A 21,906-nucleotide genomic window follows, 5' to 3' on the forward strand; every position below is an offset into this window, starting at 1 on the left:
AGGACGTGCTCAGCCTTGAGGAACTGCACCGCCTGGCGTTGGGCTTCATCGCGCGCGGGGTGACCAAGCTGCGCCTGACGGGCGGGGAGCCGCTGGTGCGGCGCGACATGATCGAGCTGGTTCAGGCCCTGGGGCGTAAGCTTGGAGACGGGCTTGAGGAGCTGACCCTCACCACCAATGCCACCCGCCTTGCCGAATTCGCGGACGATCTCGCCGCAGCCGGTGTGAAGCGAATCAACATTTCGCTCGATACGCTGGACCGCGCCACCTTCGCGCGGCTTGCCCGGCGCGACAGCCTGCCGCAGGTGCTCGAAGGCATTGCCGCGGCGCGCGCAGCGGGGCTGACGGTAAAGCTTAACACTGTGGCGCTGAAGGGCATCAACGAGGCCGAAATCCCCGATCTGGTCGGGTGGGCACATGGGCAGGGGATGGACCTGACCCTGATCGAGGTCATGCCGCTGGGCGAGGTCGAGGAAGACCGCTTCGACCACTACCTGCCGCTGGACGAAGTTCGCGCGGCGCTGGAACGGCGCTACACCCTGAATGCCACCCCCTACCGCAGCGGCGGGCCAGCGCGCTATGTCGAGATTGCCGAAACCGGACGCCGGATCGGGTTCATCACGCCGCTGACCAACAACTTCTGTGATGGCTGCAACCGCGTGCGGGTGACCGTGACGGGGCAGCTCTACGCCTGCCTTGGCGGCACGGAGCAGGTCGATCTGCGCGCCGCCTTGCGCTCGGAACACCCCGATGCGGCTCTGTCGGAGGCGCTAGATACCGCGATGCGGATCAAGCCCGAGCGGCACCACTTCGTGATCGACCGCCCCGGCGCCGCGCCTGCACTTGCGCGGCATATGTCGATGACCGGAGGCTGAGCCGCGTGGCGAAACTGGTGTTCCTGGGGCGGCTGGCCGACATTGCCGGGCGGAGCGAACTGGATGTCGCGCCGGGCTCGCTGGAAGCGGTGCTGGCTGCGCTCGACCCCGCCTTGGCGCTGGCCCTGCTCGACGAGCGCGTGCGCATGGCGCTGAACGGCGAACTGATTGGCGAACGCGGCTTGGTGCTGGCAGCTGGCGACGAACTGGCCTTTCTGCCGCCCGTCAGCGGGGGCTGAGCATGGACGTTCGCCTGCTGACTGGCCCGTTCGATCCTGCCGCGGAGCTTGCCGCCTTTACCGCCGTCCATCCCGGCGCGGGCGGGGTGGTGAGCTTTCTGGGCCAGGTCCGGCAGGACGGCGCCGTCGAAGCACTGGAACTGCAGCACTATGGCCCGCTGACCCTGTCGGGGATGCAGGCGCTGGGGCAGGCGGTCTGTGCGCGCTGGGCGCTCGATGGCCTGCTGATCCTGCACCGCAGCGGCGTGATGTTCCCGGCCGAACCGATCGTGCTGGTGGCCGCCGCCGCGCGCCACCGCCGCGACGCCTTTCCCGCGGCCGATTTCGCGATGGATCACCTCAAGAGCGAATCGTGGTTCTGGAAGCGCGAGAAGGCGGGCGGCGTGTGGCGCTGGATCGAACCGCGCGAACAGGATCATGCCGACCTTGCCCGCTGGGGCTAGGCCAAGAGCCTATTGCGTCAGCGCGTCCTTCAGACTGTCCAGCACCGCGTCCTGACCGGTGACCATTTCGAGGATCTGATTGCGCGTGGCCTCGATCGCGGTGGTGTCACCGCCCTCGATTCGCGCCTTGGCATAGATCTCGTCCACATCGGCCAGCGCGATCATCGCATCGCTGCGGGCCGATTCGAGGTCCGACACCGCGATCGTCGCGACGGACCAGGCCTCGCTTGCCACGGGCGCGCCCTGAGCTGCCGCAACAGCAGTACGGGTGGGGCTTTCGTGCTGGCGGAACTGCGCATCGGCGCTGCGCGCGCGGCCCAGTGCCACGTCGAGCCGGTTCAGCACTTCGGGGCCGGGCGGGGCAGGGGGGACTTCGGGCGTCGCAACCGGCTCTGGCGCGGTGTTCAGCCGTTCGATCGGCCTGCGGGCAAGCGAAGGGTAACCGTCCCTGTCCGAAGCACAGGCACCGAGTGCCAGGGCGGTTGCAGTGATCAACAGCGGTGCAATCTTGCGGTTCATGCCAGTGCCATAGCATGGGCGTAACGCGATGCCAGTCGTGATACCGGTAATGAGTCGGTTTTGCGGCATTTTCGCCCGCTTCATGCGTTGACACTCGGGGCGGGTTCGACTAGGGGCAGCCCTTCTTCCGGGCCCCCACCTTCGTGGCGGGGTGTTCGGTGCACTGCTCAAAAGGGCAGGGCAACGCTAGATCGAAGAACGGATACACGTACCATGTTCGCAGTTGTGCGCACGGGCGGCAAGCAATACCGGGTTGCCGCCGGAGACAAGATCGCGGTTGAAAAGCTGGCTGGTGAAGCCGGTGAAACGGTCACGCTGGGCGATGTCCTGCTGGCTGGTGACGGCGGCGAAATCAAGGACGCCAAGGGCGTTGTCGTTTCGGCCGAGATCATCGCGCAGGCGAAGTCGGAAAAGGTGATCGTCTTCAAGAAGCGTCGCCGCCACAACTATCGCCGCCGCAATGGCCATCGCCAGCAGATGACCCTGCTGCGCATTCTCTCGGTTGGCGCCGGGGAAGCGAAGAAGGCCGCGCCCAAGAAGGCTGCCGCCAAGAAGGCCGATGCGGCCGAAGCTGCTGAATAAGATTCCGGAGTAGTTCGACATGGCACACAAGAAAGCAGGCGGCTCCTCGCGTAACGGTCGCGACTCAGCTGGTCGCCGCCTCGGCGTGAAGAAGTTCGGCGGTCAGGAAGTGATCGGCGGCAACATCATTATCCGTCAGCGCGGCACCAAGGTGTACCCCGGCGTGAACGTCGGCATCGGCAAGGATCACACCCTGTTCGCCCTGACCGCTGGCCGCGTCCGCTTCCACGATGGCAAGCAGGGCCGCAAGTACGTGTCGGTAGACATGGCACTCGCCGCCGAATAATCGGATGGTCGATAACGGGCCATCCTTGATGGGATGGCCCCGCCGGATCCACGAAGTCCGGCTGAACGAGGGAGAGGGCCAGGCCCGTCTCCCTTTTTCGTTTTCTCCCTCAGCTTGACCCGAACTTGGCCTCGCCCCAGCGCGTTCGCCTTGCTCAGGCCGTAATGGCAGTGTCACGTAGCAGCCCTAGGGGGCGTGCGTGGCGGATGATGGGAGTACGATAGATGTTCATTCGCAGTGAAAGGCTGTTCCTGCGGCCCGGTTGGCCGGAAGACTGGCAGGAGCTGCACAGCCGGATCGCCGATGAAGGCGTCGTCCGGAACCTTTCCAGTGCGCCGTGGCCCTATACCGCCGAAGATGCCCGCTGGTTTGCCCAGCAACCGCAGGACCAGCGCCTGCCGCATTTCTTCGTGACGCTGCCAACCAGCGCCGCCCCTGCGCAGCTGGTCGGCTGCGTCGGGCTGGCGGAGTTCGCCGGTAAGGTCGAACTGGGGTACTGGTTCGCGCGCGAGCACTGGGGCAAGGGCTTCGCCACCGAAGCATCGCGTGCGGTGCTGCGTCTGGCCAAGGTGCTTGGCCATCGCCATCTGGTGGCGGGCCACTTCATCGACAATCCCGCATCGGGCGCAGTGCTGCGCAAGATCGGCTTTGCCCCCACGGGCCGGGTCCATCAGCGCCACAGCCTGTCGCGCGGCTATGACGCCCAGTCGGTCGAATACAGCATCGACCTTGGCAGCCCGAGCGACTGCGACGGCGGGGACAAAGACGCGGCCGGCGTCATGCGAGCCGCCTGACAACGAAAAGGGGCTCCTGCCTTGCGGCGGGAGCCCCCCTTCTTGAGAGTCTTGCAGAGGGTCAGCCCGCCGCCGGTATCACGGCATCGGGAAATTCGCTTTCCGCCTTGCCGATCAGAGCGCGGTCGTCGTGGTTCCAAGGGTGGAAGCCCGGCATGAAATAGGCGAACCACGCAGGCACGATCTTGCGCAGCACGCCCGGCGTTCCGATCAGGTACCAGGCCAGCTTGAGCTTGATCCGCGTCCCTGTCAGGCCATCCTGCGCCAGCAGATCCAGCGTATCGTTCCAGCGGTTCTTGATGAAGTTCTTGGTGATCACCAGCATCATCAGCGACTTGACCTTCCAGCGCTTCCACCGGCTCCATTCGCGGGTGGCGTGGAGATAGGTGTCGAAGGCGACGCCCTTGTGTTCGATCTCTTCCATCGCGTGCCAGCGCCACATCGCCGCGGTTTCCGGCTCGGCATTGGCGAAATGCTTCGGGTTGGCGAGGAACTCGTGCGCCATGATCGCCGTGTAGTGTTCCAGCGCGATGGTCGCAGCGAGGTTCACGATCTGCGGGCGCTTCTTGATTTCGGCGAACAGCGGTTCAAGCCGGGTGTCGATCCCGTCCATGTTATAACCCGCGTCGGCAGCGGCCTTGTTGAATGCCACGTGTTCGCGGGTGTGGTTGATTTCCTGCTTCACGAACGCGCGGATCTCGGCCTCAAGCTTGGGCGGAGCGCCGTCGCGGTGCGCCTTCACGGCTTCGATGAACATCGCTTCGCCGCGCGGGAAGGTGGCCGACAGCGCGTTGTGCCAGGCGGTGGCGATCGGATCGCCGCCCAGCCACCAGCGCGAAGGCTTGCGCGTCCGGCCAAAGCGCTGATCGCGCACGGTGATGACGAGATCGTCGGGAGTGGGAACAGCCGCCTTGCCCGAAAGGCCCGCGGGTTCTACGTCGAGGGGGAATTTGGTCGGTGCGTTCATGCTGACCCATTTAGAGTAACTTACACCAATGTCAATAAGAAAGAGACTCACCCAGGAAGAGAGCCGCCTTGCCGCGCTGGAAGCCGCGCGCGCGCTGCTGATCGAACTGGGCCCGCAGGCGGTGACGCTCAAGGCGGTGGCCTCGCGAATCGGGCGCACGCACGCGAACCTGCTGCACCATTTCGGTTCGGCGGCGGGGCTGCAAAAGGCGCTGGCAGAGTTTCATGCCCAGCAGGTCTGCGACATCATCGCCGAAGCGGTGAAGGCCAGCCGCGCGGGCGAAGGTTCGCCCCGGCAGGTGGTGGACCTTGCCTTTGACGCGTTCGACAAGGAAGGCGGCGCTGCGCTGGCAGGCTGGATGCTGCTCAACGGCAACGAGGACGCGCTCGATCCGCTGGTCGAAGTGATCCATGATCTGGTCGACGAACTCGACGAACTGGGCACCGGGCAGATGCGCGCCTCGGCCCATGCGCTGTGCCTGATGGCGCTGGGCGATGCGATGCTGGGCGGTCCGCTGACTGGCTCGCTTGGCCTCGATCGCAATTGCGCGCGCGAGATCGCCACGCAGATGCTGGTCGATGCGGCATTGAAGGCCGGACTGGGACCGAATCAGGTCTGCTGAAGCCAATCCGGGCTGAGCTCGTCCGCGATGTCCTCGATCCGCAGGTGGTCGACTGCGAGGCCGAGTTCAGGGTAGCTGACGCGCTGGCGGTCTGGCTTGCTGCGCTCCAACGGCACGACGATCAGCCGCCGGTTGACCTTCTGCCGCCAGTTCATCCGTGCGGTGTTTTCCTGGCCGACATAGCAGCCCTTGGTAAAGCTAACCCCGTTCAGTTCGGCGGCGTTACATTCCAGCCAGAGCAGGTCGCCCAGTTCCGCCTGCCCTTCGCACACGTTTTTGGAAAGGCGCGCCAATAGCCACGCGGCTTCGGCGCTCTCGCCTTCAGGATTGCCGAGCCAGCGCTGACCCAGCGCAGCAAGGCGCGGATCGGGCGAGGGACCGTCACCTGCCTGCCAGTGAACACCCAGCGACGGATCGACCGCAATCGCGATTCTGCGGCGCAGGCGGTAGAGCGACAGCCGTTTGGCCAGCGCCTCGGCCGCCGCAGCCTCGCAATCGAGCAGCAGGTCGTCGCCGTCCGCCCAGACGATAAAATCGAACAGCACCTTGCCCTGCGGCGATAGCAGCGCCGCCCAGCACGGCAGCGGTCCGGTAACGTCATTGGTCACCAGCCCTTGCAGGAAAGCCCGCACGTCTTCGCCCGGTTCGAGCGGGGACAGGCGGATCACGGCGCGGCTGGTCAGCAGGGTGGCACTCATGCGGCCCTAACTGGGGTTCGACAGGCCGATTCGCAAGCTCGCGTCAGAAGTCGGCCGTGATCCAGGCCTGCACGTTGCGGCGAATGTTATAGGAATAGGCCCCGCTGCCCACCGGCACGAACATATAGGTGTCGTTGACGTTGTAGAGCGCAACGCGTGCGGTCATGTCATGGCCGCCCAGCTTGAACTTGTAACGCACCCCGCCGCCAAAGCGGGTCGATCCCGGCACAAGCACCGAATTCTCGACGTTGCCCTGCATTTCGCTGTCGTGATTGACATAGGCATCCAGCGTCACCGCCGGGGCGAAGGGCAGGGTCCAGTTGACGTTGAGGCGGGTGCGCAGTTGCGACTGGCCAACGGGCCGTGCGCCGACCGGGGTCGCGATCAGCGGCGATGCGGTCACCTTGGGATCCTGCCACACCCCGCCCAACACGACGCGCAGGTGCTTGGTCGGGTTGCTGGTGATGCTCAGTTCGACGCCCTTGTGCGTTTCGCTGCCCAGCACGCCGTAATAGTTCGCCGTGTCGAGATCGATGTAGGGCTTGGAGATGTTGAACCAGCCGAGGATCAACGTGGTATCTTTCACCGGCGACCAGCGCAGGCCGAAGTCATACTGGCGGGTGCGGATCGCGGGCAGGACCTGATGCGCGTTGCTGGCATAGCCCGGCGCGGTCCCGGCATCTTCCAGCCCGCGCATGTAGCTGCCATAAATCGTGAAGTTCGGCGTCAACGTGGCTGCCGCGCTGAAATAGGGCAGGGTTACATTGCTCGAGCCTTGCGCCTCGGGCAGCCCCGGCACGCCGACGCGCTTTTCGTAATGGGTACGGGTCACCCCGGCGGTGAATTCGCCGATGCCCTTCCATTTGAGGCTGTAGGATGCACCGCCGGTGACCTGCCGGGTATGATCGCCGACCTGCGGGTGGAAAGTGAACATCGGCTCGGGCACGTCGATCACGGTGTTGAGCGGGGCAAAGCCAAGGCTGGCAAGGTCGCCGCCGCCATAGTTCCCGTCGATCGAACGCCCGCGCAGCGCGACCGTGATCAGGTGCTGGCGCGGCCCGTCGCCGATCCGGCGCGAGATGCGACCCTCGCCGCTCCACGAGGCCGAGCCGCTGCCGGGAAAGGCATAGACCTGCCGTTCGGCATTCATGTCGGGCGCGATCAGCACCAGGTTGGCAAAGCCCTTGTCCTGTCCATAGCTTGAGCGGAACAGTCCGGCGCGCAGCGTCCAGTCACCCATGTTGGCATGGCCGACGAGGCCAAAGGTGTTTGAATGGCTGTTGTTCTTGGTCCAACTGGGCCCGGGATAGAGGTTGCGGTCGATCTTTTCGGGCAAAAAATTGCCGGTCGGGATGTAGATCGAGAAGCTGTTCTCGTCATGGAATTCCTGGTGGTTGGCAAAGGCCAGCAGCTCAACCCCGGCGCTGGGCTTCCAGCGCGTGACCAGGCCCGCGGTCAGCGCCTTCGATCCGCCGCCGTTGCCGTAATGATTGTCCGACAGTCCGACCCCGCCTGCCACGCCCAGCGTTTCGCCATTGAGCGGCAGGTCGAAATCGAGTTCCAGCCCCTTCGACCCGAAACTGTCCCAGCTGACGAAGGGCGTGACGGTGCGCTTCTTACCGGGCTTTTTCAGTTCAAGGTCGACGATCCCGGTAGGGGCCGGGAAGGCATAGCCCTGCGCCGCCGGGCCGACGCGGATCATCTCGCCCGCGATCACCCGGTTGCCGAGCCCGCCCTGGATGTCGAAATACATCCCCTCCATGCGGAAATTGCCGGCATTGCCCGGCGAAAAGCCGCGCACGTTGCCTTCGTCGTAGATCCCGATCTGCTCGTGCCCGGTGGCGGTGCCAAAGGCGTCCTCGGCGGATTCGACCGCGTTTTCCTCGGTATGCTGGGCCAGCGCAGGGGCAGGGCAGGCGGCCATCGCGGCGAGCGCGAGCCAGGATGTGCGGCCAAGTGCCTTGATCGGCATGAAAATCTCCCTGAAGCAGTCTTGCTGTATTACCTGCCTAATACGTTAAGCCATGTGATCCGCGCGGCGTGATCGACCAAGGGCGCATTGCGCCTGACGAACGGACGAACGACATTTGGGCCGGAAACCTGTTGCGGGCCGCCGCGCTGTGGCATTGGGGCGGCATGACGAATCGGCTCACCATCCGCTGCCCTGATGATTGGCACGTTCACCTGCGCGACGGCGCGATCCTGCAAGGCGTGGCGCCCTATACCGCGCGGCAGTTCGCCCGCGCGATCGTGATGCCTAACCTTTCGCCGCCCGCGACCACGGTGGAGGCTGTGGCGGCCTATCGCGACCGGATCAACGCCGCGCTGCCCGAAGGCAGCGACTTTACCCCGCTGATGACCTCGTACCTCACCGACGGGATCGCGCCGGACATGATCGAGCGCGGCTTTGGCGAAGGCGTGTTCACTGCTGCCAAGCTCTATCCCGCCCACGCCACCACCGGCTCGGCCCACGGCGTGACCCATATTGCCAATATCCGCCCCGCGCTGGAGCGGATGGAAAAGATCGGGATGCCGCTGCTGGTCCACGGCGAGGTGACCGACCACGATGTCGACATCTTCGACCGCGAGGCCGTGTTCATCGAGCGCACGCTGGCCCCGCTGGTGCAGGAGATGCCGGGGCTGAAAGTGGTGTTCGAACACATCACCACCGAGGAAGCCGCCCAGTTCGTGGCCGAGGGCAGCGAGCGGATCGGCGCGACGATCACGCCGCAGCACCTCCACATCAACCGCAATGCCATGCTGGTCGGCGGGATCCGCCCGCACGCCTATTGCCTGCCGGTCGCCAAGCGCGAAAAGCACCGGCTGGCGCTGCGCAAGGCGGCGACGTCTGGTAGCCCCAAGTTCTTCCTCGGCACCGATACCGCGCCCCATGCCCGCCACCTCAAGGAAGCGGCCTGCGGCTGCGCCGGAATTTTCAACGCCCCCTATGCGCTGGAAAGCTATCTCGCCGTGTTCGACGAGGAAGGCGCGCTGGACAAGTTCGAGGCCTTCGCCAGCGAGAACGGCCCGCGCTTCTATGGCCTGCCGCTGAATGAAGGCACCGTGACGCTGGAACGCGGCGGCGTGCAGGTGCCGGACGAGATCGACGCGAATGGCACCTCGATCGTGCCGTTCCACGCGGGCGAAACGCTGGGGTGGCGGTTGGTCGGCTAGGGGTTGGTCATGCCCTAGAGCGGACTTTCAGGACACGACAACCTTGCGGACATAGATCGCTCTTCTGATTGTGAGGGCGCTTTGCGAATGGCATACTTGCTAAATGGACATCTTCAAGGATCGCCTTCCCGCAGGATGGAGTTATTCGTTAAAGCCGTCTTTGCTTGATAAAGCGATTGAAGCGGCGGGCGTTCGATCGCAAATTTCTTTGCATCAATGCTACAAGGTTTGGGAGACAGACGCACCATCCTTGAGCGCAAGGTTCTCTCCATCCGGGTCAAATGAAGTTGGAGATGGTGGCCACTTTTCGATCACATCGTGTGCTGTTCCATCTGACCAGCGGAATGACGCTAAGGAATTCGCCGAAAAGGTCTTTCTACCTGCACTTATCGATTGGATAACGTCGATAGAAGAACTGTCGAACAACTCAACGAGGAAGTGGCAGAGTCAGCAGTTCATTTGCAATGGTTCACTGACGGCATTGAGCAAACGTCCATTGCCTTTGCTTCATAAGGGACAGCCGAGGCGCAAGAGGGCGTAGATGCATGGTCAGGGTGTGAGCTTCCACTTCCCCCGACATTCCCTCCAAACAGATCATCCCAGACACCTTATCGCAGCGGCCACTCGTTCAGCTTGGTTGACTAAGTTCCTGCCTTCCCGCGCCGCACCAGCAAGTCCCACACGAACAGCGCAATCGCGGTCCAGATGATTGCGAAGCTGCCCAGTTGCAGGGGATCGAGCGGCTTTCCGAACACGGTCACGCCCAGTCCGAAGACGATCGTGGGCGAGACGAACTGGAGCATCCCCAGCACGGTGAAATCCATTCGCCGCGCGGCGATGGCGAAGAATAGAAGCGGGACAGCCGTGACCAGCCCGGCGCAGGCGATCAGCAGGCTTTGGCCCGCTGCGTGGCCGAAGCTCGATCCTTGCGGGGTGGCGGCGAACCAGCTGACGATCAGCACGGCGAGCGGGGCCAGGACCAGCGTCTCGATCGTCAGGCCGGGGACCGAGCCGACCGGCGTCACCTTGCGCACAAAGCCATAGCACAGCCAGCTGAGCGCCATAGCAAGGCTGACGCCGAGCATATCCAGCTCGCCCCAGCCGAGCAGGACCACGCCCAGCCCGGCCAGCAGCACGGCGGCCCATTGCAGGGCGCTCAGCCGCTCGTGCAGGAACACCGTTCCGGCCAGCACCTGCAGCAGCGGGGTGAGGTAATAGCCAAAGCTGGCGGCGAAGACGTGGCTAGACTGGATCGCCATGACATAGACCAGCCAGTTGGTGCCGATCAGCAGCGCGCTCAGCACCAGCATCCGCAGCACTTTCCAGTTGGTCAGCGCGGCGATCAGTTCGTTCTTCTGGCCGCGCGCGGCGATGAACAGCGCGCAGAGCGGCAGGGTGAACAGCACGCGCCAGCCGACGAATTCTACCGCCGGAACCGCATGGACCAGCCGCAGGTACAGCGGCAGCAGCCCCCAGATGAGGTGGGCGCCAAGCGCAAAGGGCAGGCCGGTCTGACGGGTTGCGGGGGATTGAGGAGGCATTGCTGCCGCTGGGCTAGCCGGGTGTGGGGCGTGAAGCAAGTCGCGGCTTGGCGGCGCGGGCCCACGCCTTTAACGTGCAGTCCGATGACCCTGTTCGCCAACCGCCGCCCTGTCTTGCCTGCCTTGCTGCTCCTGATGCTTGGGGCCTGCGGCGGGGGCGATGCGGACAGCAACAAGCAGGCGAACCGCGACCCGGCGATCACCGGGGCGCTATCCGATCCGATCATGGCCGATCCAGACCTTGCCAGCCAGAACCGCGGCAATTCCGCGCTATCGGGCGGCGGCCCGGCCAATGGCGAATTGCCCCCGCTCAAGCGCACCCCGGAAGAGGTCGAGGCGGCCAAGACCGCTGCTGAGGAACTTGCAGGCGGAAGCATCGGCGCGGCCCCGGCAGCCAGCGCTACCAGCGATCATTCCCCGCTCGACGGCGCAATCACCGCCGAGGCGCGCGCTGCCGCGCTGGGGCTTGCAGGCCAGGGCTGCGCGGCAAAGCTGGGCTATTCGTTTGGCTGGGCGGCCAAGCTGCACCCGGCCTTCCCGATTTATCCGCGCGGGCATACTGCCGAGGCGGCGGGCAGCGACGCGGCGGGCTGCAAGGTGCGCTCGGTCAGTTACGTCACGCCGGTCGATCCCGCTGCGGTGGTCGATTTTCACTATGCCATGCTGGCCAAGGCCGGGCTGCGCGCGGATCACCGCAAGGCAGGCTCGGACGAAATCCTGTCCGGGCAGGGCTTTGCCATCGCCGTGCGCGCGCAGCCGGGCGGGCTGACCGAAGTCATCATCGTCACCAACGGCCTGTAGGCCGCTGGATCAGGCTTCGCGCAGGCCCACACCGATCATCGCGCGCGGCTGTTCCATCTCGTTCGAGGCAACCGGATAGGCGCAATAGTCCGCCGCGTAATAGGCGCTGGGCCGGTGGTTGCCCGACAGGCCGATGCCGCCGAACGGCGCGTTCGAGGAAGCCCCGTTGGTCGGGCGGTTCCAGTTGATCACGCCAGCGCGGATGTTTGCCCAGAACCGGTTGTAATCCTGCGGCGTGCCGCCCACCAGCGAGGCCGAAAGGCCGAACCGGGTGTTGTTCGCCTCGGCAATCGCCTCGTCGAAATCGGTCACCTTGACCACCTGAAGCAGCGGGCCGAACAGTTCCACGTCCGGGCGTTCCTTGACCCCGGTCACGTCGATGATCGCGGGCGAAAGGAACGGCAGGTCATCGCGCGGGCGGACCAGGTGCTTGATCGCCTTGCCACCGTGGCTGAGCAGGTAGAGGAAGCTTTCGGTAAGCCCGTCGGCCGACTGGTTGTCGATCACCGGGCCCATGAACGGCGCTGGCTCGTCAAACGGAGCGCCAACGATGATCCGGTCGGCAAGGCGCTTAACTTCGCTGATCAGCGCATCGTACAGCGGTGCCTGGACGATCAGCCGGCGCGCGGCGGTGCAGCGCTGTCCGGCGGAGGTAAAGGCCGACTGGATCACGAGCGCCGCGGCATCGCTGATCTTCGGCGTGTCCCACACCACGATCGGATTGTTGCCGCCCATTTCCAGTGCCACGATCTTGTCGGGCCGGGCGGCAAGGCGGCGGTTGATCGCGATCCCGGCATGGGCGCTGCCGGTGAATAGCACGCCGTCGATCCCTTCATGCGCGACGAGCGCCTGGCCTTCTTCCGGCCCGCCGACGAGCAGTTGGACGACCGCCGCGGAAATGCCGGCGCGATGAAAGCACTGGACCAGCAGTTCACCCGTGGCGGGGGTCTTTTCGCTCGGCTTGAAGACGATCGCATTGCCCGCGATCAGCGCCGGCACGATGTGGCCGTTGGGCAAGTGCGCGGGGAAATTGTAGGGGCCGAGCACGGCCATCACGCCGTGCGGCTTGTGCCGGACGGCCGCGGTGCCTTGCAGCGCGTTGTCGAGCTTGCGCTGCGACGTGCGATCGGCATAGGCGCGGATCGAAATCTCGACCTTGTTGATCACGCTTTCGACTTCGGTGCGCGCTTCCCACAGCGGCTTGCCGGTTTCGCGCGCGATCAGCGTGGCGAGCTTTTCGTTCTCCTTGCGCACTTCGTTGGCGAAGCGGCGGACCAGTTCCATGCGGTTCGATAGCGGCTGGGCAGCCCAGGCCGGCCACGCCCGCCGAGCGCGCGCGACGATTTCGTCGACGTTGCCCCGCCTGGCGCGCCAGACTTCGGCGCCGGTGGCCGGCTCATAGGAAATGATCTCTGCGGTGCTCAATCTGGTGTCCCGTCTGTTAAGGTTGCGATCCCCGGGTCAGATCGCGCCTTAGCTGGTCTGTGATTACAAGAAAACCCTTGGGAATTTGGAAAACAGTCTGCCTTAATATCCCGTAATCGGCGGCACTCCAAGCGCGCTGCCGAGCCGCCGGATTTGCGCGACCTTGTCGTGCAGCGCCGACCAGTCGTCATGATCGGCGATCCGGCTCCACAAGGCTTCGACATCGTCGATCAGCAGGGCGGGAGAATCGCCTTCCGCCCATATTTCATGATCTTGGTCGACCGCCTCGTAGCTCTTCAGCAAGGCGCCGAAGGCATTTTCCGGCGCCGCGCGCCCAAACCGGTGGCGGTGGAAGAAGCTGTGCGGCGCCCCCCCGGCCTCGTGCATCGCCTTTTCCGCCTCGGCAACCAGTGCGGCATCGGCGGTGAACCCTTTGGGCTTTAGCCCCAGTCGCCAGACGAACTGACGGGCCAGCGCGGTCTGGTAGAGTGGTCCGAAGCGTTCCAGCGCGGCAATCAGCGGGGGCGCTTCGGCCAGCATCCGCAAGGCAACGGCAAGCTGCCCGCAGTTCCAGTGCAGCGCCTCGGCCTGGCGACCGAAGGCGTAAAGCCGGGCATGGTCGAAATAGGCCGCGGTGAACGAGGCATCCCACTTTGGAAGCCAGCGCCACGGGCCATAGTCGAAACTCTCGCCCGAAATGTTCATGTTGTCGGTGTTGAGCACGCCGTGAACAAAGCCCGCGACCGCCCACTGCGCGGCCAGGCTGGCCAGCCGGCCAACCACCTGGTGCAGCAGGATCACCGCCGGTTCATCGCGCCCCGGCACATCCTCGGGCGGCAGCGGGCCGGGGTACTGCGCGAGGCAATAGTCGACCAGTTGCGCCAGATGCTCGCGCTCGTCGTGATAGAGCAGGCGCTGGAACGTGCCGATGCGGATATGCCCGTGGCTGAGCCGGACCATTACCGCCGACCGCGCGGGCGAGGGCTCGTCCTGCCGGAACAGCTCCTCGCCGGTCTCGATCACCGAAAAGGTCTTGCTGGTGTTGACGCCCAGCGCCTCGAGCATCTCGGTTGCAAGGATTTCGCGCACCGCGCCTTTGAGCGTCAATCGCCCATCGGCGGTGCGGCTGTACGGCGTGAGGCCCGAGCCCTTGGTGCCGAGATCGAGCAGGCGGCCGGCTCCATCGCGCAGCTGCGCGAACAGGAACCCGCGCCCGTCACCAAGTTCCGGATTGTAAACGCGGAACTGGTGGCCGTGATATTTCAGCGCCAGCGGGCGGGGCAGGTTTTGAGGCAGCGGCTCGAACCGGCCGAAGTGTCGCACCCAGTCTGCATCGCCAAGCTCACCCAGCCCGACCGAACTGTCCCAGCGCGTGTTGCGAAAGCGCAGCGTCGTTTCCGGAAAGTCGGCAGGATCGACCGGCACGGCCAGCCAGTCCGAAAGGCTGGTGATCGGCGAGGCGGGCGTGTAGGGGGCGGCTTGCGGTTCGGCGCGCATCGGGCGATAGTGACCGCGAACACATTGCGGCACAAGCCGTATTGCCAAGGACCTCGACCTAATCGATGAGCGAATTCGCCGATCGTTACTGGACCAGCCGGGACGGGCTTAAGCTGCACTGCCGCGATTATGCCGGGCGCGATGATCGCCCGCCGGTGGTGTGCCTGCCGGGGCTGACCCGCAATGCGCGCGATTTTGCCGATGTCGCGGATCGAATCGCAGGTGAATGGCGGGTAATCTGCCCGGAAATGCGCGGCCGTGGCGATAGCGCCTATGCCAAGGACTGGGCGACCTATAACCCGCTGCAATATGTCGAAGACCTGGTCGTATTGCTGGATGAGGCCGGGATCGGGCAGTTCGTCTCGTTCGGTACTTCGCTTGGCGGGCTGATGACCATGATCCTGGCGATGACCGCCCCGCAGCGGCTGGCGGGCGCCCTGCTCAACGACGTCGGGCCCGAGCTGATGCCCGAAGGGCTGGAGCGGATTCGTGGGTATGTGGGGCAGGGACGCAGTTTCGAGACCTGGATGCACGCCGCTCGCGCGCTTGAGGAATCGCAGGCCCATGCCTTCCCCGGATATGAAATTGCCGACTGGCTGGCCATGGCCAAGCGTTGCATGGTGATCGGCAGCAACGGGCGGATCGTGTTCGACTATGACATGAAGATCGCCGAGCCATTCTCGCAGCCCGGCGGCGAGGCCCGGGTCGACATGTGGCCCGGGCTGGCCGGATTTGGCGCAAAGCCGATGCTGCTTTTGCGCGGTGAATTGTCCGACGTGCTTTCGGCTGAAGCCCATCGCAAGATGGCCAGCCTGCTGCCCGGCGCCGAAGCGGTGACCGTGCCCAACGTGGGCCACGCGCCGATGCTCGATGAGCCCGAAGCCGTTGCCGCGATTGATCGGCTGCTCGCCAGGATCGCGGGCCAAGGGCAGGGGTAATCGCGCTGCGCCTGCTGCACCTCCATTCCAGCTTTTCGGCCGGCGGCAAAGAATTGCGCGCGGCAAAGCTTATGAATGCCTTTGGCCGCGAGGTGGAGCATACGGTCGTTTCGGCGGTTCCGGGTGAACTGGGCGCGGCCGCCGCGCTCGATCGCGGGCTCAAGGTTGCTTACCCGGATGATTTTCCGCCGCTCGCGGGGCGGCCTTTCCCCCGCCGCCTGCAGGCGATTGCCCGGGCCATGCTGGGCTATGATCTGGTGCTGACCTACAACTGGGGGGCGATGGACGGGGTCATGGCCCACACCCTGTTCGCGCAGGCGCTGGGCCTGCCGCCGCTGGTGCATCACGAGGATGGCTTCAACCAGGACGAGGCAGACCGGCTCAAACCCGCGCGCAACTGGTTCCGGCGGATCGCGCTGTCGCGGGCGCAGGGTCTGGTCGTGCCGTCGCAGCGGCTGGAAGCGATCGCGCGGCAGGTCTGGAAGCAGCCGCGCAGCATGGTCCACCGCATCCCCAATGGCATTCCCGTTGCGCGCTATGGCCGGCCGTGCGCGCCCGACGTGCTGCCGCGCATCATCAAGCATGATGGCGAGATGTGGCTTGGCACCCTGGCCGGTCTGCGCGCGGTCAAGAACCTGCCGCGGCTGGTCCGCGCCTTTGCCGCCATGCCAACCTATTGGCATCTGGTGATCCTGGGCGAGGGGCCCGAACGCGACACGATCCGGCGCGAGGCGATCGCGCTCAATATCGGCCACCGCGTCCACCTGCCCGGCTTCGTTGCCGATCCGGCCGAAGTGATGGGGCTGTTCGACCTGTTCGCCCTGTCGTCCGACAGCGAACAGTTCCCGATTTCGGTGGTCGAGGCGATGGCCGCGGGTCTTGCCGTTGTCAGCCCGCGCGTCGGCGATGTCGAGGCGATGGTCGCCAAGGACAACCGGCGCTTTATCACCCCTGCCGGAGACGAGCCGGCATTGTCGGCGGCGCTGTGCGAACTGGCGCTCGATCCGCCGCTGCGCGCCGCCATCGGCGCGGCCAATCGTGCCCGGGCCGAGGCCGAATATGACGAGGGGGCAATGGTCGCGTCCTACCGCGATGTCTACGCCGCGGCGCTGGGCCGAACCTCTTTTCCTTGACCAACTCCTTGTTCACCCCCGCTTCACCGGGCAAAAGCCAGTAAGAAGCGTTGAAAAGGCCGGGCCATCCGCTAAACAGCCCCGCAGTCATTTAACGAGCGCGTAAAAGGCATTCCCTTGGCCCTGACCCCCAATACCCCAAGCAAGCAGCAGGAGCGTGATGCCGCCGCGAATGACGGCTTCCTGCGCGAAGTCGATGAGGCGCTGCGCCAGGACGACCTGCTGCGCATCGGCCAGCGCTATGGCAAGCCGCTGGCTGGCTTGATCATTGCCGGCCTGCTGGGCCTGGCCGGTTACCTCTACTGGGATCACACCCGCAATCAGGCGGCGGCCGAATTGTCGGAACGGACGATCCTCGCGCTTGACCGCCTGGGCTCGGGCGGGGTGGCCGCGGATGCCGCCGCGCGCGATCTCGAACCGCTGATGAAGGAAGGCGGCGCGGGCAGCCGGGCCAATGCGGCCATGCTTCACGCCGCGATCCTGCAGGAACAGGGCAAGAGCGACCTTGCAGCCAAGGAATTCGCCGCGCTTGCTGGCGACAGCACCGCCCCCCAGCCGTTCCGCGACCTTGCGCTGCTGCGCTCGGTCTCGATCCAGTTCGACACCCTGCCGCCCGCCGAGGTGATTTCGCGACTCAAGCCGCTGGCCGTGCCGGGCAATCCCTGGTTTGGCAGCGCGGGCGAACTGACCGCGATCGCCTATCTGAAGATGGGCCAGCCAGACAAGGCCGGTCCGCTGCTCGCCGCGATCGGCAAGGATGAAAAGGCCCCGCGCTCGGTTCGCGGGCGCGTACGCCAGCTTGCCGGGCAACTTGGTTACGACGCCGGGGTCGACATGCAGCAGATCGAAGCGGCCGGCAAAAATGCCGCCGCCGCGCCTGCGCCCGCTCCCGCGGCTGCTCCTGCGGCAAAGCAGTGATCGGTCCCAACAAGGATAAACGGATGCCTTCGAACTCGTTTCCCCGCCGCCTCTCGGTTCCGCTGGCCCTGGCGCTCGTCATCGGCCTGTCGGGCTGCGGCGCCTTCGGTGGCAAGGGCAAACCGACCACGCCAACCGTGGGCAATCGCGTGCCGATCCTCAGCCGGGTCGAATCCGGGGCCAAGGTCGATCCGAGCCTTGCCGACGTTGCCGTCGTCGTCCCGCCTGCCAACGCCAATGCCGATTGGCCACAGGCCGGCGGCACTGCCAACAAGGCCTATGGCAACCTCGCCATCGGGGCCAATCCGCAACCGGCCTGGTCAGTCCGGATTGCCGGTTCGTCGAAGAGCCAGCGGCTTGCCGCCTCGCCGGTTATCGGCGGCGGGCAGATGTTCGTGATGGATACCCAGGGCGTGGTCCACGCCTATGACGCGAGCAGCGGAGCCGAGCACTGGTCGCGCAGCTTCGAGGTCAAGGGCGATGGTTCCAGTTCGGTTTACGGCGGCGGCGCCGCCTTTGCCGACGGGCGGGTCTACATCACGACGGGCGTTGGCGAAGTGGCCGTGCTCGATGCCTCCAACGGCAATGTCATCTGGAAGGTGAAGCCTGCCGGCCCGCTGCGCGGTTCGCCGACGATTGCGTTCAACGCGGTATTCGTGATGACGCAGGACAACCAGATCTTCTCGCTCGACGCCGCCGATGGCGGGCAGCTGTGGCACCAGGTTGCCGCAACCGGGCAGAGCGGCGTGTTCGGCGTGGCGGCTCCCGCTGCCGGCCAGGGTACCGTGATCGCCGGCTTTTCGACCGGCGAACTGGTAGCCTACCGTTATGAAAACGGTCGCCAGGTATGGAACGACGCGCTTGCCCGCACCTCGCTTTCCACCACCGTTGGCGTGCTGACCGACATCGACGCCGACCCGATCATCGACCGTGGCCGCGTCTTCGCGCTGGGCCAGGGCGGGCGCATGGCTGCCTATGAACTGGTCACCGGGCAGCGCATCTGGGAACTCAACCTTGCCGGGATTTCGACCCCGGCGGTCGCGGGGGACTGGATCTTCACGCTTACCGACGATTCGCGACTGCTGTGCATCGCCCGGTCGAGCGGCAAGGTCCGCTGGATGACCCAGCTGGCGCGCTTCCAGAACGAAAAGAAGAAGAAGAACCCGATCTTCTGGTCCGGTCCGGTCCTGGCCGGTGAAAAACTCTGGTTCGTCAACTCGCGTGGCGAAGTCTATTCCGCGCCCGTGACCGACGGCAAGCCGCAGCTGGTCGCGTCGCTCAAGTCGCCGATCACGCTGGCCCCGGTGGTTGCGGGCGGCATGCTCTACGTGCTCGACGATAGCGGCAAGATCACCGCGTTTCGCTGATATGACATCGTTTCCCCGCCCTTAACCCTTTGTGGTCTAGGGCGGGACGATGACCAAGCCGGCCGCAACAGCCTCGGTTCCTGCCGATCCGATGCCGCATAGCGACGTTTCGCCAGCCGTGGGGCTGGTGGGGCTGGTGGGACTGTGCGGCTGGATCCTGGTCTGCCACTTCTGGCCGCAACTGGTCGATCATTTCGGCCTGCCCGGCCCGCGCGAGCGGCTGACCGGCCCAAATGCGGCGTTGACCGGGCTGGTCTTTACCGCCCTGCCGATGGTCGCCTGGTCGCTGCTGGTCAACAAGGTCCACCGCAATCCCTCGACCGGGCTCGACTGGTCCAAACCGCGCGCGGTGAGCGAGGTGATTGACATCTCGGTGACCAAGCTGGCGGGGCTATGGGCGACCTGGGCGGTGATCGCGGCACTCTATTGCCTCGGGCGGTGGTATTGGACCGGGCCATATCAGGTCGCGATGGACGTGCTGAGCGCGGTCGTGGTGCCGCTGTTCGTCCTTTCGGTGCCTTATGTGATCTGGCTTGACCGGGTCATGGTGGAACCGCGCGATCCATGCTGGCACTTCGGCGCCATGCTGGTCGGGCGGGAACCGTTCGATCCGCAAAAGGTGGCCGTCCATGCCCGCGCCTGGGCGGTGAAGGGCTTCTTCACGGCCTTCATGATCTCGATCGTGCCGGGCGGCTTCGCCAACCTCGTCACGCCCGACTGGTCGAACTTCCTTGCCTCGCCGGTGGGCGTAAGCGCGATCCTGATCACGCTGATGTTCGTGCTCGACGAGCAGGTCGGCACGGTTGGCTATGTCCTGACGATGAAGCCGCTCGACGCGCAGATCCGCACGGCCAATCCCTATCTGGCCGGCTGGCTGGCGGCGCTGATGTGCTATCCGCCGTTCCAGTTGATGAGTCCGCCCGATCGACCGCTGTTCTACCTGACCAATTCATGGGGCGATGACACCTGGTTCCACGTGATCGGCGAAAGCGGCACGCTGGCCTGGATCTGGGCGCTGTGGCTGGTGTTCCTGACCGCCTGCTATGCCTGGGCAACCGTGGCCTTCGGGATCCGCTTCTCGAACCTGACCTATCGCGGCGTGCTGACCAATGGCCCCTATCGCTTTACCCGGCACCCGGCCTATCTCGCCAAGAACGCCTTCTGGTGGTTCGCCGGGATGCCGTGGGTGGTCAACAGCGGATCGCTGGTCGATGCGGTGCGCAACACCTTCTTCCTCGGCTGCGTCAGCGCGATCTATTTCTGGCGCGCCAAGACCGAGGAGAAGCACCTCCTTGGCGAGGATCCCAAGTACCGCGCGTACTATGATTGGATGAACCGCAACGGCGCCATAACCGCCCCGCTTTACCGGCTGGGACAGCGGGTCAGGGCCAGCCGGAAGGTCGTTTAGAGCGTCGTTCCCGCGTCCGCTTCGAACACGGTTATATTGCGCCCGGTCAGGCCAAGCCCGGCGCGTTCCTCGCCCCAGACGGCCATGTGCGGCGTCTTGAGGTGGGCAGTCAGTTGCGCGCGGGTTTCCCACACTTCGCTGACCCGGATCAGGCCCGGATCGAGCACGTCTTCGGCATAGTTGTATTCGATGCAGCCAGCTTCTGCGCGGGTGGCTTCCATCACCTTGCGCATCATCGGGCGCGCTTCTTCCATGCGCTCGGCCGGCAGACGAAACTGACCAACAACCACGATCGCCATTATACGCCCTCTTCGTAGATGCGGCCAAGATCGCCGCCCCATTCGCCATTGTACTTGTCGAGCAGGCGCTGGGCCGGAACCTTGCCGCTGCGCACGATCTCGTCGAGCGGGGCGAGGAAGCCGGTTTCGTTGTCACCCACGCCGTTAAGCTTGCCGCGCGCGGCGAGGCCCGAGCGGGCGATTGCCAGCACTTCGGCGGCAATGTCTTTGAGCTTGCCGCCACCGGGCAGCGGAGCATCGAGGCCCAGCTTCGGCACGGCAGAGCGCAGCGCCTCGCGCCCGTCCATGTCCCAGCCCTTGACCAGATCCCACGCCGCATCTAGCGCGCCCTGATCGTAGAGCAGGCCGACCCACAGCGCGGGCAGCGCGCAGATCCGGCTCCACGGACCGCCATCCGCGCCGCGCATTTCGAGGAACGACTTGAGCCGCACTTCGGGAAAAGCGGTGGAAAGGTGATCCTGCCAGTCGCTCATCGTCGGCAATTCGCCCGGCAGCACGGGCAGCTGGCCTTTCAGGAAGTCGCGGAAGCTCTGCCCCGCGGCATCGATGTACTTGCCGTCGCGGAAGACGAAATACATCGGCACGTCGAGCATATATTCGGCGTAGCGTTCATAGCCGAAGCCGTCCTCGAACACGAACGGCAGCATGCCGGTACGCGCCGGATCGGTGTCGGACCAGATGTGGCTGCGATAGGACAGGAAGCCGTTGGGCTTGCCGTCGGTGAAGGGCGAATTGGCGAACAGTGCGGTCGCCAGCGGCTGCAGCGCCAGGCTGGTGCGGAATTTCTGCGCCATGTCCGCTTCGCTCGAATAGTCGAGGTTGACCTGGATCGTGCAGGTGCGCAGCATCATGTCGAGGCCCATGGTCCCCACCCGCGGCATGTGCCGCAGCATGATCGCATAGCGCCCCTTGGGCATGATCGGCAGGTCTTCGCGGCGCTTGTCGGGCCACATGCCAAGGCCCAGGAAGCCGATGTTGAAACGCTCACCAATCGCGCGCACCTGATCGAGGTGGCGATTGGTTTCGTCGCAGGTCTGGTGCAGGCTTTCGAGCGGGGCACCCGAAAGTTCGAACTGTCCGGCTGGTTCAAGACTGATCGCGCCGTCGCTGCCCGACAGGGCAATGACGTTGCCGCCTTCCACCACTTCCTCCCAGCCGAAGTCCTTGAGCGCCATCAGCAGGTCGCGGATCCCGCCCGGTTCCTCATAGGACGGGGCATGATGGTCGCTGCGGGCGTAGACCAGCTTTTCGTGCTCGGTGCCGATCCGCCACCGCTCGCGCGGCTTCTCCCCCTTGATCATCGGCGCGATCAGCTGGTCGCGGCTCTCGATCACCGGATCGTTGCTATCTGAAACTTGTCTGGTGCTCATTGCCGGGGAA

24 protein-coding genes are annotated in these 21,906 nt (G+C 65.2%); 15 read left to right on the forward strand and 9 right to left on the reverse strand.

Annotated features, from left to right (window positions below):
• The 3 genes from moaA to ACE3SN_RS04075 form a co-directional block, all read left to right on the forward strand.
• Window positions 1–875 (forward strand): GTP 3',8-cyclase MoaA (moaA, locus tag ACE3SN_RS04065; protein WP_374527721.1); only part of this gene is annotated, 875 nt, incomplete at its 5' end.
• A 5-nt stretch (window positions 876–880) separates the two neighbouring features.
• The gene (locus tag ACE3SN_RS04070; RefSeq protein ID WP_374527723.1) at window positions 881–1,114 is read left to right on the forward strand and encodes a MoaD/ThiS family protein; all 234 of its coding nucleotides are present in this window, start codon (window positions 881–883) and stop codon (window positions 1,112–1,114) included.
• 2 nt (window positions 1,115–1,116) lie between these two features.
• A complete protein-coding gene (locus tag ACE3SN_RS04075; protein WP_374527725.1) occupies window positions 1,117–1,557 on the forward strand; it encodes a molybdenum cofactor biosynthesis protein MoaE in 441 nt (146 codons plus the stop codon).
• 9 nt (window positions 1,558–1,566) lie between these two features.
• Here the strand turns inward: ACE3SN_RS04075 and ACE3SN_RS04080 are convergent, their stop codons facing one another.
• Entirely contained in the window at window positions 1,567–2,076 is a 510-nt protein-coding gene (locus tag ACE3SN_RS04080; RefSeq protein ID WP_374527727.1) for a hypothetical protein, read from the reverse strand.
• A 213-nt stretch (window positions 2,077–2,289) separates the two neighbouring features.
• Here ACE3SN_RS04080 and rplU point away from each other — a divergent pair, with 213 nt between their 5' ends.
• The 3 genes from rplU (at window position 2,290) to ACE3SN_RS04095 (ending at window position 3,738) form a co-directional block, all read left to right on the forward strand.
• On the forward strand, window positions 2,290–2,658 hold the full coding sequence (gene rplU / locus ACE3SN_RS04085) for a 50S ribosomal protein L21 (protein ID WP_374527729.1): 369 nt from the start codon (window positions 2,290–2,292) through the stop codon (window positions 2,656–2,658).
• Between the two features lie 19 nt (window positions 2,659–2,677).
• Entirely contained in the window at window positions 2,678–2,944 is a 267-nt protein-coding gene (gene rpmA, locus ACE3SN_RS04090; RefSeq protein WP_374527731.1) for a 50S ribosomal protein L27, read from the forward strand.
• A 224-nt stretch (window positions 2,945–3,168) separates the two neighbouring features.
• Window positions 3,169–3,738: a GNAT family N-acetyltransferase gene (locus ACE3SN_RS04095; RefSeq protein WP_374527733.1), complete on the forward strand. Its 570-nt coding sequence runs from the start codon at window positions 3,169–3,171 to the stop codon at window positions 3,736–3,738.
• Between the two features lie 61 nt (window positions 3,739–3,799).
• Here the strand turns inward: ACE3SN_RS04095 and ACE3SN_RS04100 are convergent, their stop codons facing one another.
• Window positions 3,800–4,705: a metal-dependent hydrolase gene (locus ACE3SN_RS04100; RefSeq protein ID WP_374527735.1), complete on the reverse strand. Its 906-nt coding sequence runs from the start codon at window positions 4,703–4,705 to the stop codon at window positions 3,800–3,802.
• A 28-nt stretch (window positions 4,706–4,733) separates the two neighbouring features.
• Here ACE3SN_RS04100 and ACE3SN_RS04105 point away from each other — a divergent pair, with 28 nt between their 5' ends.
• Window positions 4,734–5,327 (forward strand): TetR/AcrR family transcriptional regulator, encoded by a 594-nt coding sequence (locus tag ACE3SN_RS04105; RefSeq protein WP_374527737.1) that lies wholly within the window; start codon window positions 4,734–4,736, stop codon window positions 5,325–5,327.
• Here ACE3SN_RS04105 and ACE3SN_RS04110 read toward each other — a convergent pair.
• Both ACE3SN_RS04110 and ACE3SN_RS04115 read right to left on the reverse strand, forming a co-directional pair.
• The gene (locus tag ACE3SN_RS04110) at window positions 5,315–6,025 is read right to left on the reverse strand and encodes a folate-binding protein YgfZ (protein WP_374527739.1); all 711 of its coding nucleotides are present in this window, start codon (window positions 6,023–6,025) and stop codon (window positions 5,315–5,317) included. The genes ACE3SN_RS04105 and ACE3SN_RS04110 overlap by 13 nt on opposite strands.
• Before the next feature lie 43 nt (window positions 6,026–6,068).
• Window positions 6,069–7,997 (reverse strand): TonB-dependent siderophore receptor, encoded by a 1,929-nt coding sequence (locus ACE3SN_RS04115; protein ID WP_374527741.1) that lies wholly within the window; start codon window positions 7,995–7,997, stop codon window positions 6,069–6,071.
• Window positions 7,998–8,161: 164 nt separating this feature from the next.
• Between ACE3SN_RS04115 and pyrC the strand changes: the two genes are divergently transcribed.
• Window positions 8,162–9,199 (forward strand): dihydroorotase, encoded by a 1,038-nt coding sequence (gene pyrC / locus ACE3SN_RS04120; protein ID WP_374527743.1) that lies wholly within the window; start codon window positions 8,162–8,164, stop codon window positions 9,197–9,199.
• 103 nt (window positions 9,200–9,302) lie between these two features.
• Window positions 9,303–9,740 (forward strand): hypothetical protein, encoded by a 438-nt coding sequence (locus ACE3SN_RS04125; RefSeq protein ID WP_374527745.1) that lies wholly within the window; start codon window positions 9,303–9,305, stop codon window positions 9,738–9,740.
• Window positions 9,741–9,840: 100 nt separating this feature from the next.
• Here the strand turns inward: ACE3SN_RS04125 and rarD are convergent, their stop codons facing one another.
• On the reverse strand, window positions 9,841–10,740 hold the full coding sequence (rarD, locus tag ACE3SN_RS04130) for an EamA family transporter RarD (RefSeq protein WP_374527747.1): 900 nt from the start codon (window positions 10,738–10,740) through the stop codon (window positions 9,841–9,843).
• Window positions 10,741–10,824: 84 nt separating this feature from the next.
• Here rarD and ACE3SN_RS04135 point away from each other — a divergent pair, with 84 nt between their 5' ends.
• Window positions 10,825–11,541: a hypothetical protein gene (locus ACE3SN_RS04135; protein WP_374527749.1), complete on the forward strand. Its 717-nt coding sequence runs from the start codon at window positions 10,825–10,827 to the stop codon at window positions 11,539–11,541.
• A gap of 9 nt (window positions 11,542–11,550) precedes the next feature.
• Here ACE3SN_RS04135 and astD read toward each other — a convergent pair whose 3' ends face one another.
• Both astD and ACE3SN_RS04145 read right to left on the reverse strand, forming a co-directional pair.
• Entirely contained in the window at window positions 11,551–12,966 is a 1,416-nt protein-coding gene (gene astD, locus ACE3SN_RS04140; protein WP_374527751.1) for a succinylglutamate-semialdehyde dehydrogenase, read from the reverse strand.
• 102 nt (window positions 12,967–13,068) lie between these two features.
• Window positions 13,069–14,463, reverse strand: coding sequence for a protein adenylyltransferase SelO family protein (locus tag ACE3SN_RS04145; protein WP_374527753.1), 1,395 nt, complete (start codon window positions 14,461–14,463; stop codon window positions 13,069–13,071).
• Window positions 14,464–14,528: 65 nt separating this feature from the next.
• Between ACE3SN_RS04145 and ACE3SN_RS04150 the strand changes: the two genes are divergently transcribed.
• The 5 genes from ACE3SN_RS04150 (at window position 14,529) to ACE3SN_RS04170 (ending at window position 20,227) form a co-directional block, all read left to right on the forward strand.
• Window positions 14,529–15,401: an alpha/beta fold hydrolase gene (locus ACE3SN_RS04150; RefSeq protein ID WP_374527755.1), complete on the forward strand. Its 873-nt coding sequence runs from the start codon at window positions 14,529–14,531 to the stop codon at window positions 15,399–15,401.
• Between the two features lie 5 nt (window positions 15,402–15,406).
• Window positions 15,407–16,534: a glycosyltransferase family 4 protein gene (locus tag ACE3SN_RS04155; RefSeq protein ID WP_374527825.1), complete on the forward strand. Its 1,128-nt coding sequence runs from the start codon at window positions 15,407–15,409 to the stop codon at window positions 16,532–16,534.
• Between the two features lie 117 nt (window positions 16,535–16,651).
• Window positions 16,652–17,452, forward strand: a complete 801-nt coding sequence (locus ACE3SN_RS04160; protein WP_374527757.1) for a tetratricopeptide repeat protein — start codon at window positions 16,652–16,654, stop codon at window positions 17,450–17,452.
• A 23-nt stretch (window positions 17,453–17,475) separates the two neighbouring features.
• Window positions 17,476–18,819 (forward strand): PQQ-binding-like beta-propeller repeat protein, encoded by a 1,344-nt coding sequence (locus ACE3SN_RS04165; protein ID WP_374527759.1) that lies wholly within the window; start codon window positions 17,476–17,478, stop codon window positions 18,817–18,819.
• Between the two features lie 49 nt (window positions 18,820–18,868).
• Complete coding sequence (locus ACE3SN_RS04170; protein WP_374527761.1) at window positions 18,869–20,227, forward strand: isoprenylcysteine carboxylmethyltransferase family protein; 1,359 nt, start codon at window positions 18,869–18,871, stop codon at window positions 20,225–20,227.
• Here the strand turns inward: ACE3SN_RS04170 and ACE3SN_RS04175 are convergent.
• Window positions 20,224–20,526: a putative quinol monooxygenase gene (locus tag ACE3SN_RS04175; protein ID WP_374527763.1), complete on the reverse strand. Its 303-nt coding sequence runs from the start codon at window positions 20,524–20,526 to the stop codon at window positions 20,224–20,226. The genes ACE3SN_RS04170 and ACE3SN_RS04175 overlap by 4 nt on opposite strands.
• Window positions 20,526–21,896, reverse strand: coding sequence for a glutamate--cysteine ligase (locus tag ACE3SN_RS04180; protein ID WP_374527765.1), 1,371 nt, complete (start codon window positions 21,894–21,896; stop codon window positions 20,526–20,528). Before ACE3SN_RS04180 ends, ACE3SN_RS04175 begins: the two co-directional genes overlap by 1 nt.
• Window positions 21,897–21,906: the final 10 nt, after the last annotated feature.

The sequence above is a fragment of the Novosphingobium sp. genome, from assembly GCF_041915465.1.
Lineage (GTDB): Bacteria > Pseudomonadota > Alphaproteobacteria > Sphingomonadales > Sphingomonadaceae > Novosphingobium.